Origin of the sequence: Streptomyces tanashiensis (assembly GCF_014648895.1) — a bacterium.
Classification (GTDB): domain Bacteria; phylum Actinomycetota; class Actinomycetes; order Streptomycetales; family Streptomycetaceae; genus Streptomyces; species Streptomyces tanashiensis.
Genome location: NZ_BMRZ01000001.1, coordinates 449,457 through 465,715 on the forward strand (window position 1 = coordinate 449,457; position 16,259 = coordinate 465,715).

General features: G+C 72.9%; 17 protein-coding genes. 10 read left to right on the forward strand and 7 right to left on the reverse strand.

The features are described from left to right. Positions 1 to 43: 43 nt before the first annotated feature. Positions 44 to 271, forward strand: coding sequence for a DUF3107 domain-containing protein (locus IE237_RS01965; protein WP_189800025.1), 228 nt, complete (start codon positions 44 to 46; stop codon positions 269 to 271). 188 nt (positions 272 to 459) lie between these two features. Then, the gene (locus IE237_RS01970; RefSeq protein ID WP_189800026.1) at positions 460 to 729 is read left to right on the forward strand and encodes a hypothetical protein; all 270 of its coding nucleotides are present in this window, start codon (positions 460 to 462) and stop codon (positions 727 to 729) included. Positions 730 to 760: 31 nt separating this feature from the next. Here IE237_RS01970 and IE237_RS01975 read toward each other — a convergent pair whose 3' ends face one another. Continuing rightward, complete coding sequence (locus IE237_RS01975; RefSeq protein ID WP_189800027.1) at positions 761 to 1,483, reverse strand: ferritin-like fold-containing protein; 723 nt, start codon at positions 1,481 to 1,483, stop codon at positions 761 to 763. Between the two features lie 486 nt (positions 1,484 to 1,969). Between IE237_RS01975 and IE237_RS01980 the strand changes: the two genes are divergently transcribed. Together IE237_RS01980 and IE237_RS01985 are read left to right on the forward strand one after the other, a co-directional pair. Continuing rightward, positions 1,970 to 4,549: a DEAD/DEAH box helicase gene (locus IE237_RS01980; protein ID WP_229842188.1), complete on the forward strand. Its 2,580-nt coding sequence runs from the start codon at positions 1,970 to 1,972 to the stop codon at positions 4,547 to 4,549. An 88-nt stretch (positions 4,550 to 4,637) separates the two neighbouring features. Continuing rightward, positions 4,638 to 5,525 carry an alpha/beta fold hydrolase gene (locus tag IE237_RS01985; RefSeq protein WP_189800028.1) on the forward strand — a complete coding sequence of 296 codons (888 nt, stop codon included), beginning with the start codon at positions 4,638 to 4,640 and terminating at the stop codon, positions 5,523 to 5,525. Here the strand turns inward: IE237_RS01985 and IE237_RS01990 are convergent. Then, a complete protein-coding gene (locus IE237_RS01990) occupies positions 5,509 to 6,438 on the reverse strand; it encodes an NYN domain-containing protein (protein WP_189800029.1) in 930 nt (309 codons plus the stop codon). The two genes, IE237_RS01985 and IE237_RS01990, sit on opposite strands and share 17 nt — an antisense overlap. Positions 6,439 to 6,613: 175 nt before the next feature. Here IE237_RS01990 and IE237_RS01995 point away from each other — a divergent pair, with 175 nt between their 5' ends. After that, a complete protein-coding gene (locus IE237_RS01995; protein WP_086823662.1) occupies positions 6,614 to 6,766 on the forward strand; it encodes a DUF8834 family protein in 153 nt (50 codons plus the stop codon). 104 nt (positions 6,767 to 6,870) lie between these two features. Here IE237_RS01995 and IE237_RS02000 read toward each other — a convergent pair whose 3' ends face one another. The 4 genes from IE237_RS02000 to IE237_RS02015 form a co-directional block, all read right to left on the reverse strand. Beyond that, positions 6,871 to 7,476: a MarC family protein gene (locus tag IE237_RS02000; protein WP_189800030.1), complete on the reverse strand. Its 606-nt coding sequence runs from the start codon at positions 7,474 to 7,476 to the stop codon at positions 6,871 to 6,873. 217 nt (positions 7,477 to 7,693) lie between these two features. Continuing rightward, positions 7,694 to 8,554 (reverse strand): PHP domain-containing protein, encoded by an 861-nt coding sequence (locus IE237_RS02005; protein WP_189800031.1) that lies wholly within the window; start codon positions 8,552 to 8,554, stop codon positions 7,694 to 7,696. Positions 8,555 to 8,661: 107 nt separating this feature from the next. After that, entirely contained in the window at positions 8,662 to 9,300 is a 639-nt protein-coding gene (locus IE237_RS02010) for a DUF6758 family protein (RefSeq protein ID WP_041131110.1), read from the reverse strand. Positions 9,301 to 9,457: 157 nt separating this feature from the next. Then, entirely contained in the window at positions 9,458 to 10,042 is a 585-nt protein-coding gene (locus tag IE237_RS02015) for a suppressor of fused domain protein (protein ID WP_189800032.1), read from the reverse strand. Positions 10,043 to 10,459: 417 nt separating this feature from the next. On the opposite strand from IE237_RS02015, the gene IE237_RS02020 reads away from it, so the two are divergent. Both IE237_RS02020 and IE237_RS02025 read left to right on the forward strand, forming a co-directional pair. After that, the gene (locus tag IE237_RS02020) at positions 10,460 to 11,587 is read left to right on the forward strand and encodes a magnesium and cobalt transport protein CorA (RefSeq protein ID WP_189800033.1); all 1,128 of its coding nucleotides are present in this window, start codon (positions 10,460 to 10,462) and stop codon (positions 11,585 to 11,587) included. Between the two features lie 72 nt (positions 11,588 to 11,659). Beyond that, on the forward strand, positions 11,660 to 12,166 hold the full coding sequence (locus tag IE237_RS02025) for a hypothetical protein (protein WP_189800034.1): 507 nt from the start codon (positions 11,660 to 11,662) through the stop codon (positions 12,164 to 12,166). Here IE237_RS02025 and IE237_RS02030 read toward each other — a convergent pair. Then, entirely contained in the window at positions 12,163 to 12,921 is a 759-nt protein-coding gene (locus IE237_RS02030) for a hypothetical protein (RefSeq protein WP_189800035.1), read from the reverse strand. The genes IE237_RS02025 and IE237_RS02030 overlap by 4 nt on opposite strands. A gap of 308 nt (positions 12,922 to 13,229) precedes the next feature. Between IE237_RS02030 and IE237_RS02035 the strand changes: the two genes are divergently transcribed. The 3 genes from IE237_RS02035 to IE237_RS02045 are packed head-to-tail and all read left to right on the forward strand — an operon-like array spanning position 13,230 to position 16,238. Then, positions 13,230 to 14,501, forward strand: a complete 1,272-nt coding sequence (locus IE237_RS02035) for a magnesium transporter MgtE N-terminal domain-containing protein (RefSeq protein WP_189800036.1) — start codon at positions 13,230 to 13,232, stop codon at positions 14,499 to 14,501. Next, positions 14,491 to 15,060 carry a DUF1003 domain-containing protein gene (locus tag IE237_RS02040; RefSeq protein WP_189800037.1) on the forward strand — a complete coding sequence of 190 codons (570 nt, stop codon included), beginning with the start codon at positions 14,491 to 14,493 and terminating at the stop codon, positions 15,058 to 15,060. The genes IE237_RS02035 and IE237_RS02040 overlap by 11 nt, the downstream gene beginning before the upstream one ends. 44 nt (positions 15,061 to 15,104) lie before the next feature. Continuing rightward, entirely contained in the window at positions 15,105 to 16,238 is a 1,134-nt protein-coding gene (locus tag IE237_RS02045) for an Mrp/NBP35 family ATP-binding protein (protein WP_189800038.1), read from the forward strand. The last annotated feature ends 21 nt before the right edge of the window (positions 16,239 to 16,259 follow it).

The window sequence follows — 16,259 nt, forward strand, 5'->3', positions numbered from 1 at the left end:
CGCGGGTATTCGCGCAACGCTGACCGTTCGGAGGGACATAGCCGTGGAGGTCAAGATCGGCGTGCAGCACGCACCCCGGGAGATCGTTCTGGAGAGCGGGCAGTCCGCCGAGGAGGTCGAGCGCGCGGTGGCCGACGCGCTGGCCGGCAAGGCGCAGCTGCTCAGCCTCTCGGACGAGAAGGGCCGCAAGGTCCTCGTTCCGGCCGAGAAGATCGCGTACGTGGAGCTCGGCGAGCCCGCCGTGCGCCGCGTGGGTTTCGGCGCGCTCTGAGCCCCGGGATCTGACGGGGAAGGCCCGGTGGACCGCTTCGGTCCACCGGGCCTTCCGCTTCTCCGCCGGTCCGCCGGCAGACCCGTATGGCCACGTCAGGGGGTACGGGAGGATTGCGTTCCGGACGCCGGGGGTAGGACGCCCTTGACCGCACCACCCGCCCCGCACCCCTCGCGAGGTGATCCGCCGTGTTCCTGGAAGCCCTCGGTTCCGCCCTGCTCGGCTTCGCCCTGGCCTGGGCCGCCGTGCACCGGCTGCCCGACCGCCTCCCCGTCCGGGCGATCGTCCTCGTCACCGGGACGCTCGGCGGCGTCTTCGGTGCCCTCGTGACCCACGGGGCGCTCGGCCCCGGTCACTTGCTCGCCACCCTGATCGGCGCCGTCGCGGTCGCGGCGGTGCTGCTCTCGCTGCTGATCCGCCCGGCCTCGCGCAGACTGCGCCGATCAGCCGCTGTCTGACCGGCGCAGGCGCTTCGGGCCGCGCGACCGCTCAGGCCGCGAGGCCCAGCGCGGCCATCCGCTTGGTGTGCGCCTCGGTGATCCGGGAGAACATCCGGCCGACCTCCGCGAGGTCGAAGCCGTCCGCCACGCCGCCGACCAGCATCGTCGAGAGCGCGTCGCGCTCGGCGACCACGCGCTGGGCCTGGGAGAGCGCCTCCCCCATCAGACGGCGCGCCCAGAGCGCGAGCCGGCCGCCGACGCGCGGGTCGGCGTCGATCGCCGCGCGGACCTTCTCCACCGCGAAGTTTCCGTGGCCGGTGTCGTCGAGCACCGCGAGGACGAGGGCGCGCGTGTCGGAGTCGAGCCGGGCCGCGACCTCCCGGTAGAAGTCACTGGCGATCGAGTCGCCCACGTACGCCTTGACCAGGCCCTCCAGCCAGTCCGACGGCGCGGTCAGGCGGTGGAAGTCGTCGAGCGCCTTGGCGAAGGGCTCCATGGCCGAGGTCGGCTCGGCGTCGACGGCCGCGAGGCGGTCCCGCAGCTGCTCGAAGTGGTGGAACTCGGCCGCGGCCATCTTCGCCAGCTCCGCCTTGTCCGCGAGGGTCGGCGCCAGCTTGGCGTCCTCGGCGAGCCGCTCGAAGGCCGCGAGCTCTCCGTAGGCGAGGGCGCCGAGGAGGTCGATCACGGCGGCGCGGTACTGCGGCTCGGCGGAAGCCTCCGCCCAGTCCTTGGCGGCGATCCCGGTGGGTGTGGCGTTGTCAGGCGTCTCCATGGAGCGCACAATAGCCCGCTCCCGGGGCCCTGGAAGGCCCTGGTCAGTCAGTGTGACCGTGCCCTCATCACGATTTCTCCCAACACACATGCGCGAATCCGGGGTACAGTGATAAGGCGCCTGCTGAGTATGCGGACATGCTTTCGCACGTTCGGACGTATTCGGTGGGCCGACTCATGAATGAGGATGCCCGGTCGGTGGCCCGATCGGCTCCGGCCCGACAGCCCTTCCGGCGGACCCGCGGAAGGGTCACCCTCAGCGGTACGACGCTCGAGCGACGGCAGTGGTCCCGTGCCACCCGGCGGTGATCTCCCCTGATCCCCCCGGAAGATCCCGGCACGGTACGACCCCCTTCGTTCGCCTCGCGCCGCGTCTCACAGAAGAGGCAGCACCCTGACTACGACTTTCCGAGAACTCGGAATCCTTCCCGAGACGGCCGAGGCCCTTGAGGCCGTCGGTATCGTCAACCCCTTCCCCATCCAGGAGATGACCCTCCCGGTCGCCCTCACCGGCACCGACGTCATCGGCCAGGCCAAGACCGGCACGGGCAAGACCCTCGGTTTCGGCCTCCCCATCCTGGAGCGCGTCACCGTCCCCACGGACGTCGAGGCCGGCCGGGCGAAGCCCGAGCAGCTGACCGACGCCCCGCAGGCGCTCGTCGTCGTCCCCACCCGCGAGCTGTGCCAGCAGGTCACCAACGACCTGCTGACCGCCGGCAAGGTGCGCAACGTCCGCGTGCTCGCCATCTACGGCGGCCGGGCGTACGAGCCGCAGGTCGAGGCGCTCCAGAAGGGCGTCGACGTCGTCGTCGGCACCCCCGGCCGTCTCCTCGACCTGGCCGGCCAGCGCAAGCTGGACCTCTCGCACGTGAAGGTCCTCGTCCTCGACGAGGCCGACGAGATGCTCGACCTGGGCTTCCTGCCCGACGTCGAGAAGATCATGAACATGCTTCCGGCGAAGCGCCAGACCATGCTGTTCTCGGCCACCATGCCGGGCGCGGTCATCGGCCTGGCCCGCCGCTACATGTCGCAGCCCACCCACATCCGGGCCACCTCCCCGGACGGTGAGGGCGCGACCGTCGCCAACATCAAGCAGCACGTCTACCGTGCGCACAACATGGACAAGCCGGAGATGGTCTCCCGCATCCTGCAGGCCAACGGCCGCGGGCTCGCGATGATCTTCTGCCGCACGAAGCGCACGGCGGCCGACATCGCCGAGCAGCTGGAGCGCCGCGGCTTCGCGTCCGGCGCGGTCCACGGCGACCTCGGCCAGGGCGCCCGCGAGCAGGCGCTGCGCGCCTTCCGCAACGGCAAGGTCGACGTCCTCGTCTGCACCGACGTCGCCGCGCGCGGCATCGACGTCGAGGGCGTCACCCACGTCATCAACTACCAGTCGCCCGAGGACGAGAAGACCTTCCTCCACCGCGTGGGCCGCACCGGCCGCGCGGGCGCCAAGGGCACGGCGGTGACGCTGGTCGACTGGGACGACATCCCGCGCTGGCAGCTCATCAACAAGGCGCTCGGACTGGACTTCCACGAGCCGGTCGAGACGTACTCCAGCTCCGCGCACCTCTTCGAGGAGCTGGACATCCCGGCGGGCACCAAGGGCATCCTGCCCCGCGCCGAGCGGACCCGTGCGGGTCTGGGCGCGGAGGAGCTGGAGGACCTGGGCGAGCCCGGCGGTCGCCGCGGTCGCGCCCCCAAGGCCGCCGAGAAGACCGAGGAGCGCCCGGCCCGTACGCGGACCCCGCGCCAGCGTCGCCGCACCCGTGGCGGCAGCGACCTCGACGACGCCGTGGTGTCGGCGGCCCCGGCCGTCGAGACGCCGGCGGACGAGGCGCCCGCCGAGTCCGGCCCGCGCACCCCGCGCCGCCGCCGTCGCACCCGCGTGGGCGCCCCGGGCTCCGTGCCGGTCGCGGCCCGGACGTCGACGCCGGCTCCGGCCGCCGAGGCCCCGGCCGCGGTCAAGGTCGCCGAGGCTCCGGTCGCCGTCGAGGCTCCGGTCGTCGAGGCCCCGGTCGCCGTCGAGGCGCCGGTCGTGAAGACGCCCGTCGCCGAGGCTCAGGTCGCCGAGGAGCCGAAGGCTCCCCGTCGCCGTACCCGCGCCGCCCGTCCGGAGGCCGCGCCGGCCGCTCCGGTCGACCGTGCCCCCGCGGCCCCGGCTCCGGCCCCGCGCCGCCGCCGTGCCCGTGTGGCGCGTCCGGTCGAGGAGACCGTGTCGTTCCAGACGCCCGAGTCCGCCGCGGTCGCCCTGATGGCCAAGCGGGCCGTCGAGACCCCGGCCGCCGAGGCCCCGGTCGTCGAGGCCGCTCCGGTCGTCGTCGAGGAGCCGAAGAAGGCCCCGCGCCGCCGCACCACGAAGAAGGCCGTCGCCGAGCCGGTCGCCGCCCCGGTGGCCGAGCCCGTCGTCGAGGCCGTCGCGGCCCCCGTGACCGCGGCCGTGGCCGAGCCCGTCGCAGAGACCCCGGTCGTCGCCGAGGTCCCCGCGCCGCGCCGTCGCCGCACCGCCCGTCGGCCCGCCGGTTCGCCGGTGACCGCCGAGGCGCCGGTGGCCGAGGCCCCGGTCGTCGAGCCGGTCGCCGCTCCGGTCGCGGAGGAGCCCGCGCCGCGCCGCCGTCGTACGGCCCGCCGGCCCGCCGGTTCGCCGGTGACCGCCGGGGCGCCCGCCGAGGTCATCGTCGTGGCTTCCGTGGCCGCTCCGGTCGCGGAGCCCGTCGCCGCGCCCGTCGTGGAGGAGACGCCGAAGGAGGAGGCCCCGAAGAAGGCCGCCCCGCGCCGCCGCACCACGAAGAAGGCCGCCGCCGAGCCGGTCGCCGAGACCGCCGAGGCACCGGCGGCCGAGGAGGCCCCCAAGGCTCCCCGTCGCCGCACGGCCAAGAAGGCGGTCGTCGCCGAGGCTCCCGAGGCCTCCGCGCTGAAGACCGAGCCGAAGGCCCCGGCCCGCCGCCGTACGACCAAGAAGGCCGCGGCCGCCGAGGTCGAGGCACCGGCGGCGGAGGAGGCCCCGAAGAAGGCCGCTCCGCGCCGCCGCACCACGAAGAAGGCAGCGGCCCAGCCCGAGAGCTGACGCCTGCCCGCAGCACCCGAGCGGCCCGGTCCCTCCCCAGGGACCGGGCCGCTCGGCCGTCCCCCGCGCGCGCCGTTACAGTCCAGATATGAGCAAGCCCCGTTCCCTCGTCCTGCCGCCCCGCACCCGTGCCCGCCGGCTGGAGACCGCGCGCGGCCGGTTCGCCGTGCTCGACACGGCGCCCACGGGTGAGCCGCGGGGCACGGTGCTGCTGCTGCCCGGGTACACCGGCAGCAAGGAGGACTTCCTCGCGCTGCTCGGCCCGCTGAGCGAGGCCGGGTACCGGGCGGTGGCCGTGGACGGTCGCGGCCAGAACGAGACGCCGGGCCCCCGGGGCCGGGCCGCCTACCGCCGCAAGGCGCTCGCGCTCGACGCGGTGGCGCAGGCCGCGGCCCTCGCGGACGGTCCCGTGCATCTGGTGGGCCACTCGTTCGGGGGCCTGGTGGCCCGTGCGGCGGCCGGCCTCGCGCCGGACGCCTTCCGCTCGCTCACCCTGCTCTCCTCGGGTCCCGGCCGGGTCGCCCGGCCTCAGCGGATCCGCGTGCGGGTGCTGCGCGCCGCGCTCGCGGTGCTGCCGAAGGAGCGCGTGTGGCAGGCGATGTGCTGGCTGGACAGCCGGGGCGAGGAGCCGGACACGGGTGACACGCCGGAGCTCACGGGCTTCCTGCGGCGCCGCTGGATGCGCACCCGGATCGCCCAACTCGCGGGCGCCGGAAGACTGCTGTTGAACCGTCAGGACGGTACGGAGGAGCTGGCGGCGCTGCGCCTGCCGCTGCATCTGGCGTACGGGGCGGACGAGATGGTCTGGTCGCCGGCGGACCTCGCGGCGGCGGCCGCCCGGACCGGCGCGCACCGCACGGTGGTGGCGGGCGCCGGCCACTCCCCCAACGTCTCGCACCCCCGGGAGCTGACGGACCGCCTGACCGAGTTCTGGGAGCGCGCGATCGCCCCCGCCGGGGTCAGTACTGCGCCTTGAGGTGCTGCCAGAAGCCGTCGCGCAGCGCGCGCCGGAGCGAGGCGTGGCCGCGCAGGGAGCGGCTGAGCAGGCGCTCCGCCTCGACCAGCAGGTCCTGGTCGACGGCCCCGGGCAGGTAGGGCGCGCCCGGCAGGAGCTCGGCGAGCCGGTCCCGGCCGCGCTCGGCGAGCCAGGCCGCGGCGATCTGGGCGCCGACGAAGCGCACCTCCTCGCGGGAGGGCGGCGGCTCGCCCTCGTTCTCGTACGTGGTGACGGGGCGGCGCGTGACGTACGGGCGGCAGAAGTCGAGCTCGAAGGTGCGCTGGCTGTCGACCTCCCAGAGCAGCGCCTCGGCCTGGTTGCGCCCCTCGGCGGCCTCGATGCCCCAGAGGTGGACGCGGGCCCCGTAGCCCTGGGCGGCCTCCACGGCCGAGACGAGGTCCTCGTCTCCGCCGACGAGGGCGGCGTCGCTGATGGCGCGGTGGCGGGCGAGGGACTCCAGGTCGGTGCGGATGAGGGAGTCGACGCCCTTCTGCTGGTTGTTGGCGTTGAGGTTGCCGAGGCGGACCTTGACGTCGGGGAGCTCGGCGATGGCCTGCTGCTCGGGGGTGTGGATCCGGCGGCGGGCCCCGTCGTACCAGTAGACGCGGAGCAGTCTGCTGTCCGCGAAGATCGTGCGGGCCTTGTCGATGAAGGCCTCGATCAGCCCCTCCGCGTCGAGGTCGAAGTTGCGCCGGTCCTCGGTGCCCGCCACAAGCAACCCGGCCGCAGCATGGACGTAACCCGCGTCGACGAAGATGGCGTGGGTGGACGGGGTCTTGGCCACCTCGGCCAGCATCCGCTGCAGGAGCTCATTGGTGCGCTCCAGGCGGGCGTCCAGGGCTCGGAGGCGGGCGTCGGTCTCGGTCACCTGGGTGGTGTCTGCGTCGTTCATACGGGGCTCATTGTCCGCCGCTCCGGGCCCGGCCGCCACACCCCCCTACCCGCCAGTAGTTAGACATCCGAAAATTTTCCTTAGCGTAAGGAATGTTTGCAGGGTGCACGTCGTTGGACCCGTACGTAACGCAGTTCTCCATCAGGAGGATCAACTCAGACGAAGGGAGAAGCCTGTGCGCTTCGAAATCCTGCGACTCGACGACATCGACGGCACGCCCGTCGACCGGACCGTCGTGGACGCCGCCTCCGTCAATCGGATCGTGCAGCAGGCCGCCGCGATCGGCCAGCGCATCTGGATCCGCCCCGCCGAGACCTCGGCCTCGTAACAGGTCAGGTCCACACCACGCACCGCGCCCCCGCACGGACTTCGCAAGAGCGGAATCCGTACGGGGGCGCAGTGGTGTCCGGGGACGGCGCCCCGGGCGGCGGCTCAGGCGTTCTGGATCACCTGGGTGACGCCGTTGATGATCTGCTGGACCGCGATGGCGGAGAGCATCATGCCGGCGAGCCGGGTCACCAGGACGACGCCGCCGTCCTTGATGACGCGGATGATCAGCAGCGAGTAGCGCATGGTCAGCCAGAGCACGACGTGCATGGCGGCGATGGCCGTCCAGACGGAGACCTGCGAGGCCACGCTGTCGGCGTTCTGCACGGCGAGGATGACCGAGACGATCGCGCCCGGCCCGGCGAGCAGCGGCATGCCGAGCGGGACGAGGGCGACGTTGACGTCCTTGGTCTGCTTGGGCTCGTCGGTCTTGCCGGTGAGCAGGTCGAGCGCGATGAGCAGCAGCAGCAGACCGCCCGCGATCATCAGCGCGGGGACGGAGACGTGCAGGTAGTCCAGGATCTGCTGGCCCAGGAGACCGAAGACCGTGATGACGCCGAAGGCGACGGCGACGGCCTGCCAGGCCATCCGGCGCTGCACCTTGGCCGGGCGGCCGGAGGTGAGGGCGAGGAAGATCGGGGTGATCCCGGGGGGATCCATGATCACGAAGAGGGTGAGGAACAGCGAGCCGAAGACGGCGACGTCGAACACGGTGGGGTGCCTTGCGGGAGAGGTGGAACGGTGGGGTGTACCCCTACGCAGCGGAATGCAGGATTCCGGCGACAGGGCAGGAGAAGCCACCGGGGCACGGCACGGAGCCGTGCGGGCGGCGTGAGACAGGTGGGGGTGGGCACGCGCCGCGCGGGAGACGGCGGGCACGACGACCGGCCGCCGTCACGAGGAGCGGCGGAGAGGGGCCCGGAGGGGGCTAGAGCGCTCCCCCGGCACCGGGGACCGGGAAGGCACCCGCAGCGCGGCGGGTGATCTCGCCGTAGATCTCGGGGTCGGTGGTGTACTCGCCGAGGCGGCAGGTCTTGCGGCTGCCGTGGTAGTCGCTGGAGCCCGTGGCCAGCAGACCGAGCTCCTTCGCGAGTCCGCGCAGCCGGGCGCGCGTCGCCTCGTCGTGGTCCATGTGGTCGACCTCGATGCCGTCGAGTCCGGCCTCGGCGAGCCGGGCTATCGAGGCCTCCGGCAGCACCTGGCCGCGCTTGACGGCGAGCGGGTGCGCGAAGACGGTGACCCCGCCGGCGGCCTTGACGAGCCGGATCGCGTCGACCGGGTCCAGCTCGTGCTTCTCGACGTACGCCCGTCCGCCGTCGGCGAGCCACTCGGGCGTGAACGCGCCGGACACGTCCGGCACGACCCCGAGCTCGACGAGCGCCTCGGCGACGTGCGGGCGGCCGACGGAGCCGTCGCCGGCGATCCGGGCGACCTGCTCCCATGTGACGGGGACGCCGAGCTCCTGGAGCTTGGCGACCATGCCGCGGGCACGGGGCACGCGGTCGTCCCGGACGAGCTCGCGCTCGGCGAGGAGCGCGGGCTCCTCCGGGTCGAAGAGGTACGCCAGCATGTGCAGCCCGATGCCGTCCATCCGGCACGACAGCTCGGCCCCGGTGACGAGGGTCAGCCCCTCGGGCAGGGCGGCGACCGCCTCGGCATGGCCGCGGGTCGTGTCGTGGTCCGTGAGCGCGACGACGTCCAGACCGGCCGCGGCCGCGTTCCGGACGAGCTCGGCCGGGGAGTCCGTACCGTCGGAGGCCGTGGAGTGGGTGTGCAGATCGATGCGCACGACGCGGTACTCCAGGGACTCGGCACGGACGAGGGACGCTCCAGCATAACGGGCGAATCGAACACGTCCGTACGGAACGTCACCGGCCGCACCGCCGTCGACACCCCCTAGCCGAGCAGTCTCGGGGTGAGCGCGCCGCAGGGCAGCAGGTCGACCTCGGCGCCCGCGTCGCGCAGGTCCGTCAGGACCAGCTCGTCGTACATCAGGAGCCCGGACTGCTCGGGCCAGACGATCGCCCACAGCCAGAGGCCGCGCGCCTCGCCCGCGAAGACCGCGCGGTCCTGCGGGGCGCCGGTGACGTGCCAGAGCGGCGTGGGCCGCCCGGCGGCGAGCACCTTCGCCTGGGGCGGTTTGTCGATGGCCATCCCGGAGCCGGGGTCGAGTCCGTCGATGCCGGCGTACCGCGCGCCGAGCCCGACGCCGAGCTCCTCCGCGACGAGGAGCAGCTCGCCGATCCCGCCGAGCGGGCCGGGTCCGGAGCAGGCGACGGCCGTGGCGCGTCCGCCGCTGCGGTCGTCCCCGGCGTACGCGACGCCGGTGAAGAGCCAGCCGACGGGGAGCGGCCACGGCATCCACACGGGGACATGGGACCGGTGCACCACGACCCCGAGGCCCTCGACACTGGGCGGGATCACGGGCTGGAGCGGGTGCACCGAGCCGTGCACGTCACACTGCCAGGAGTCGGCGAAGAGACCGGGCGCCCTGACCCTGCCACCGCACTTCGGACAACTGGGTTCGCCCCTCATAGGGCTCAACGGTCCTAGCTCTTCCGCCCCGCGTCAAGGACGACCGCAGACGATCACCCGTCCGGCCCGGACCGTTCACCCTCGGTGGGCCCGCGCCGTCCGCGGGCGGATCCGGGCACCGGTGTCCGGTGGCCGGCCCGGCGTCCCGCCCGTCCCCTCAGTCCAGGTCCACGGACCTGCGCAGCGGGTCGCGCAGGTCCGTCCCCCGGGCCAGCCAGCGCTCCTCCAGGGCCTGGGCCCCGTGGACCCGCTTCCACGCGGCCTCGTTCGAGGTCATCGGCAGCAGCGGCAGGAAGCGGACGGGGTCCATCGGCGCGTCGAGCTCCAGGTCCTCCACCAGACCGCCCGACCCGGCGACGAGGACCGAGCTGAAGGCGGCGCCGGGCCAGAGCGGGTCGCCGACGTCGAGCGAGGCGCCCGGGGCCACGACCACGCCCTCGACCTGCGGGGTCGCGGCGAGGACCGCGAGCGGGCGCAGCACCTTGTCGGTGTCGGCGAGCCCGGCCCGTACGGTGAGGACGAGCTCCGCGCGCGGGCCCTTCACCGGGTCGGCGAGCGCGGAGGTCGGATCGGCCATCGGCTGTGCGGACATCCCGAGGGTCGCGTACCGGACGAGGTCGCCGTCGACGAAGCGCAGCACCTCGATCCGGTCCGTGCCCAGGAAGGTCACCGCGGCCCGCGCGTCCGGTTCGCCGAGCGCCGTGCGGAGCCGGGCCTCGACCAGTGCAAGAACTTCTCCCATGCGGGGAGCATAGATCGCGTATGGAACGGGCAAAGTAAGGGATTGACCCTCTGTCGGCTGATAGTGTTGGCCACTGGTCGGGATTCCCGACTGCTCGTCACACGTCATCCCCGACAGGGGACCGGCCGGAGGAGGTGGGACTGCGATGGACCGAAGTCGATCGGGCAGTACCAGCCGCTCTTCCGCCGCTCCGCACCCCCGCCCGGTGCGCTTCCTCCGGTGACGTCCGGGTCCGGCACGGACCCGCCTCTCCGGCATCTCGCTCGACGGAAGAGCATTCCTCGCCTTTCTCTGTCTGTAGCGACCGCCGTCACCGCGACCCTCCGGTGCCGCCCGCTTTGTGGACGACGTACCTCCCCGTCCCCATTCCGGGCTGTGCCACGCTCGCCGACGGCCGATCCGTGAAGGAGCACGCCCATGTCGATGATCCGTGACCTCACCGCCGCCGTCCGCCCGAGCCTGCGGCACTCCCTGCGCAAGACCCCCACCACGTACACCTCGTACGACCCCACCCGTGACCACTCGGCCTCCAGCGCCGTGGTCGACTGCGCCGTCTACCGCGACGGGCGCCGGATCGACGACCGCGAGTGCCTCACGCCGCGCGGCGCGATGCGCCAGGTGCGGGAGAGCGGCGGCTTCGCCTGGATCGGCCTCCACGAGCCGACCGAGGCCGAATTCGCCGGTATCGCCGCCGAGTTCGGGCTGCACCCGCTCGCCGTCGAGGACGCCGTCCACGCCCACCAGCGGCCCAAGCTGGAGCGGTACGACGACACCCTCTTCACCGTCTTCAAGACGATCCACTACGTCGAGCACGCCGAACTCACCGCGACCAGCGAGGTCGTCGAGACCGGCGAGGTCATGTGCTTCACCGGCCCCGACTTCGTCATCACCGTCCGGCACGGCGGCCAGGGCTCCCTGCGCAACCTCCGCCACCGCCTCCAGGGCGAGCCGGAGCTCCTCGCCAAGGGCCCCTCGGCCGTCCTGCACGCCATCGCCGACCACGTCGTCGACGGCTACATCGCGGTCGCCGACGCCGTCGAACTGGACATCGACCAGCTGGAGATCGACGTCTTCTCGCCGGCGGCGAAGGGCTCCACGCGCGGCACGGACACCGGCCGGATCTACCAGCTCAAGCGCGAGGTACTGGAGTTCAAGCGGGCCGTCACGCCGCTGCTCCGCCCGATGCAGCTGCTCTCCGAGCGGCCGATGCGGCTCGTCGACCCCGACATCCAGAAGTACTTCCGGGACGTCGCCGACCACCTCGCCCGCGTCCAGGAGCAGGTCGTCGGCTTCGACGAGCTCCTCAACTCGATCCTCCAGGCCAACCTGGCGCAGGCGACCGTCGCGCAGAACGAGGACATGCGCAAGATCACCTCGTGGGCCGCGATCGTCGCCGTCCCCACGGCGGTCTGCGGCGTGTACGGCATGAACTTCGACCACATGCCCGAGCTGCACTGGAAGTACGGCTACCCGATGGTGCTCACCGGCATCATCGCGGTCTGCTTCACCATCCACCGCACGCTCAAGCGCAACGGCTGGCTGTAGCGGCACCGGGCCCCGCGGGCCCGGCCCGATCGGCGGGGCGCCCCCCGAGGGGCGCCCGCTAGGCTTCGGGCCATGACAGAAGAGCTGCTCGGGTCCGCCCTCGTCGAGGAGGCCACCAAGAAGTCCGGCCTGGTGTGGGTACGCGGCACGGGGCCCGCCCGCGCGCTCTGGCACGTCTGGCACGACGGTGCCGCGCACGTCGTCGGCGACGGCCCCGGCGAGCAGCCGCTGCCGGGCCTGGTGGACGGCGGCACGGCCGAGGTGACCGTCCGCAGCAAGGACAAGGGCGGCCGGCTCGTCGCCTGGACCGCCGCCGTCCGCGAGCTCGCCCCCGGTACGGAGGAGTGGGACGCGGCGGTCGCCGAGCTGAAGGGGAAGCGGCTCAACGCCCCCGACGGCGAGGCCATGCCGGGGCGCTGGGCGCGCGAGTGCCGGGTGGTGCGGCTCGACCCCCGGTCCTCGACCACGGAGCTGCCGGACGGCTCCCTGGCGGCCGTACCGCTGCCGACCCCGGCGAACACCCGCCACCCGATCCCGGCCGGGCTGCCGAAGCTGCTGTTCCGCAAGAAGCGCCGCTAGGTCCTCGGCAGCTGCTTGCCGTAGTCGAGGGTCTCCTCCTTCGAGGGCTCCGTGAGCGGGAAGTCCTTGTTCCACTCGGAGAGCACCACGACGCCCGCTCCCCCGCCCCGTGCGAACTGCACGGGGTACGGCTCGCCGTCCAGGGAGACGTCGAGCGTGCCGCCCTCGCCGTCGGCGCCGCCCTTGACCTTGACCGTGCGGACCCCGCCGATCTGGTCCCGGTCGCCCTTGGTCTTCTCGCCGTGCAGGCCGATCAGGCCGTCGAGGAGCGACCCCATGTCGGTGAAGCCGCGCAGCTGCTTGTACGAGGGGTCGCCCTGGGGGACCTTCACGTACTTGTCGTCGAGCTTGTCGGCGGCCTCGGAGTCCGCCTCCGAGGGCGTGTCGCCCTCCTTGCCGTCGTGCGCCCAGAAGCCCGCGTCGGCCTTCAGGTAGAGCGCGTCGCCGACCCTCAGCAGCTCGAAGACGCTGTTCTTCGTCGTCACCGAGCCGGTGGCGCCGTCCTGCTTGAGGCGCATGTTCAGCTTGAAGGTGCCGCCCTTGCTGACCAGGGTGCCGGACAGCCGGACGGCCTTCGCCGCGTCCGCCGCGGTCTGTGCCTTGCGCTCGATGTCGGGTGCGGAGAGTCTCCCCACCCCGTTCGTCCCCTCGTCCGGATCGGCGGCGCAGGCCGTGAGTGCCACCGTCAGTCCGGCGCAGAGCGCCAGGGGCGTGACCGCCCTGCGGATACGCGATGACGGGGTACGAACGGTCATCTGCGCTGCCTCTCGTGTCGTGGGGGGGGGGGCGACGGGCACGGCCCGTACGGGATGCCGCGGGCGGCCGCGTTCCGGCCGGGCGGAAGGGCCTGGTCCGGTGCCGGGGCCGATGGGGGGGAACGGCAGACCGCAGCGTACCCGGGACAGGTGACGGGCCCCGCAGGCAGCCGTACGGAGTCACTTCCGGGGCGGGGCGGAACGGCACGGGCTAGCCTGAACCCGGCAAAGCTCTGCAATCACCGGCAAAGCTCTACGACGAATCGCATCGGCGACTCGAATCGTGCGGCACCGAGGAGGCGCGTGGCATGGCGGCAGGCGCCCCCCGGATCTTCGTCTCCCATCTCGCCGGAGTCCCCGTCTTCGACCCGGTCGGCGACCAGGTCGGCCGGGTCAGCGACCTGGTGGCCATGCTCCGGGTCGGCCGCAGGCCGCCCCGGCTGCTCGGCATGGTCGTGGAGGTGCTGAGCCGCCGCAGGGTCTTCGTCCCCATGACCCGGATCACGGGCGTCGCCTCCGGCCAGGTCATCACCACCGGCGTCGTCAACATGCGGCGCTTCGAGCAGCGCCCCACGGAGCGGCTCGTCCTCGGCGAGCTCCTGGACCGGCGCGTGACGCTGGTGGAGTCGGGCGAGGAGGTCACCGTCCTCGACGTCGCCATCCAGCAGCTGCCGGCCCGCCGCGACTGGGAGATCGACAAGGTCTTCGTCCGCAAGGGGAAGGGCGGGGTGCTGAGCCGCAAGGGCGAGACCCTGACCGTGGAGTGGTCGGCCGTCACCGGCTTCTCCCTGGAGGAGCACGGGCAGGGCGCCGAGAGCCTGCTCGCCACCTTCGAGAAGCTGCGCCCCGCGGACCTCGCCAACGCGCTGCACCACCTCTCCCCCAAGCGGCGCGCCGAGGTCGCCGCGGCCCTCGACGACGACCGGCTCGCCGACGTCCTCGAGGAGCTGCCGGAGGACGACCAGGTCGAGATCATCGGCAAGCTGAAGGAGGAGCGTGCCGCCGACGTCCTGGAGGCGATGGACCCGGACGACGCCGCCGACCTGCTGTCCGAGCTGCCCGAGGAGGACCAGGAGCGGCTGCTCACCCTGATGCAGCCGGACGACGCGGCCGATGTGCGCCGGCTCCTGGCGTACGAGGAGCGCACGGCGGGCGGTCTGATGACGACCGAGCCGATCGTGCTGCGCCCGGACGCGACCGTCGCGGACGCGCTGGCCCGGGTCCGCCAGCAGGACCTGTCCCCGGCGCTCGCCGCGCAGGTGTACGTGTGCCGGCCGCCGGACGAGACGCCGACCGGCAAGTACCTGGGCACGGTGCACTTCCAGCGGCTGCTGCGCGACCCGCCGTTCACCCTGGTCAGCTCGCTCGTGGACAGCGATCTGCCACCGCTGGGCCCGGACACCCCGCTGCCGGCCGTCACCAGCTACCTCGCCGCGTACAACATGGTCGCCGCGCCCGTGGTGGACGAGAGCGGCTCGCTGCTCGGCGCGGTCACCGTCGACGACGTGCTCGACCACCTGCTGCCGGACGACTGGCGGGAGACGGAGTTCCACGAGGAGGGGGCCCGGCATGGCGGCTGAGCGCACGCACGACCGGGAGCGCGAGCGGGAGCGGGAGCGGTCCATGCCCCGCATCCGGCTCGACCTGCCGCGCGAGCGCCGGTCCCGGCTGCTGCCGGAGTACGACCCCGAGGCCTTCGGCCGGCTCTCGGAGCGGATCGCCCGGTTCCTGGGGACGGGGCGGTTCCTGGTCTGGATGACGCTGACCGTCGTCGTCTGGATCGGGTGGAACGTCTTCGCGCCGGTGTCGCTGCGGTTCGACGAGTACCCGTTCATCTTCCTGACGCTCGCGCTGTCGCTGCAGGCCTCGTACGCGGCGCCGCTGATCCTGCTCGCGCAGAACCGGCAGGACGACCGGGACCGGGTCAATCTCGAACAGGACCGGAAGCAGAACGAGCGGTCGATCGCGGACACCGAGTACCTGACCCGGGAGATCGCGGCGCTGCGGATGGGCCTCGGCGAGGTCGCGACCCGCGACTGGATCCGCTCAGAGCTCCAGGACCTGATCAAGGAGCTGGAGGAGCGCCGGGATCTATTCCCGTCCGGCGACGAGCGGGGACGTGACGTACCCGACCGTTGACAGCCCTTTCATGGGCCCGTGGTCGGCGCCGTACCATCGTCGGTATGGCTACGGAAGACGCGGTGCTCGAAGCACTGGCGACGGTGAACGACCCTGAGATCAACAAGCCGATCACTGAGCTCGGCATGGTCAAGTCGGTGGAGATCGAACCGGACGGCAAGGTCGCCGTCACGGTCTACCTGACCGTCTCCGGCTGCCCGATGCGCGAGACCATCACCCAGCGGGTGACCGAGGCGGTCTCCGGCGTCGAGGGCGTCACCGGCGTCGACGTCTCGCTGGACGTGATGAGCGACGAGCAGCGCAAGGAGCTGGCGGCGGCGCTGCGCGGCACGAGCGCCGAGCGCGAGGTGCCCTTCGCGAAGCCGGGCTCGCTGACCCGGGTGTACGCGGTGGCGTCCGGCAAGGGCGGCGTCGGCAAGTCCTCCGTGACCGTGAACCTGGCCGCGGCGATGGCCGCCGACGGTCTGAAGGTCGGTGTCGTCGACGCCGACATCTACGGTCACAGCGTGCCGCGGATGCTGGGCGTGGACGGCCGTCCCACCCAGGTCGAGAACATGATCATGCCTCCGTCGGCGAACGGCGTGAAGGTCATCTCCATCGGCATGTTCACCCCGGGCAACGCGCCGGTGGTGTGGCGCGGCCCGATGCTGCACCGGGCGCTCCAGCAGTTCCTCGCGGACGTGTACTGGGGCGACCTGGACGTCCTCCTGCTCGACCTGCCCCCGGGCACCGGCGACATCGCGATCTCGGTCGCGCAGCTCGTCCCGAACGCGGAGATCCTCGTCGTCACCACCCCGCAGCAGGCGGCCGCCGAGGTCGCCGAGCGGGCCGGCTCGATCGCCGTCCAGACGCACCAGAAGATCGTCGGCGTCGTCGAGAACATGGCGGGCCTGCCGTGCCCGCACTGCGACGAGATGGTCGACGTGTTCGGCACGGGCGGCGGCCAGAAGGTCGCGGACGGTCTGACGCAGACCACGGGCGCGACGGTCCCGGTCCTCGGCTCGATCCCGATCGACGTACGGCTCCGCGAGGGCGGCGACGACGGCAGGCCGGTCGTCCTCTCCGACCCCGACTCCCCGGCGGGCGCGGCGCTCCGCGCGATCGCCGGCAAGCTCGGCGGCCGTCAGCGTGGCCTCTCGGGCATGAGCCTGGGCATCACCCCGCGCAACAAGTTCTGATCACGGCCGAAGGGCGCCCCC

Coding starts and splice junctions, on each gene's coding strand:
- IE237_RS02020 (WP_189800033.1), top strand. CDS start 10,460: ATGTCGATGATCCGTGACCTCACCGCCGCCGTCCGCCCGAGCCTGCGG.
- IE237_RS02010 (WP_041131110.1), bottom strand. CDS start 9,300: ATGAGGGGCGAACCCAGTTGTCCGAAGTGCGGTGGCAGGGTCAGGGCG.
- IE237_RS02035 (WP_189800036.1), top strand. CDS start 13,230: ATGGCGGCAGGCGCCCCCCGGATCTTCGTCTCCCATCTCGCCGGAGTC.
- IE237_RS02040 (WP_189800037.1), top strand. CDS start 14,491: ATGGCGGCTGAGCGCACGCACGACCGGGAGCGCGAGCGGGAGCGGGAG.
- IE237_RS02030 (WP_189800035.1), bottom strand. CDS start 12,921: ATGACCGTTCGTACCCCGTCATCGCGTATCCGCAGGGCGGTCACGCCC.
- IE237_RS01990 (WP_189800029.1), bottom strand. CDS start 6,438: ATGAACGACGCAGACACCACCCAGGTGACCGAGACCGACGCCCGCCTC.
- IE237_RS02015 (WP_189800032.1), bottom strand. CDS start 10,042: ATGGGAGAAGTTCTTGCACTGGTCGAGGCCCGGCTCCGCACGGCGCTC.
- IE237_RS02025 (WP_189800034.1), top strand. CDS start 11,660: ATGACAGAAGAGCTGCTCGGGTCCGCCCTCGTCGAGGAGGCCACCAAG.
- IE237_RS01975 (WP_189800027.1), bottom strand. CDS start 1,483: ATGGAGACGCCTGACAACGCCACACCCACCGGGATCGCCGCCAAGGAC.
- IE237_RS01980 (WP_229842188.1), top strand. CDS start 1,970: ATGACCCTCCCGGTCGCCCTCACCGGCACCGACGTCATCGGCCAGGCC.
- IE237_RS01985 (WP_189800028.1), top strand. CDS start 4,638: ATGAGCAAGCCCCGTTCCCTCGTCCTGCCGCCCCGCACCCGTGCCCGC.
- IE237_RS02045 (WP_189800038.1), top strand. CDS start 15,105: ATGGCTACGGAAGACGCGGTGCTCGAAGCACTGGCGACGGTGAACGAC.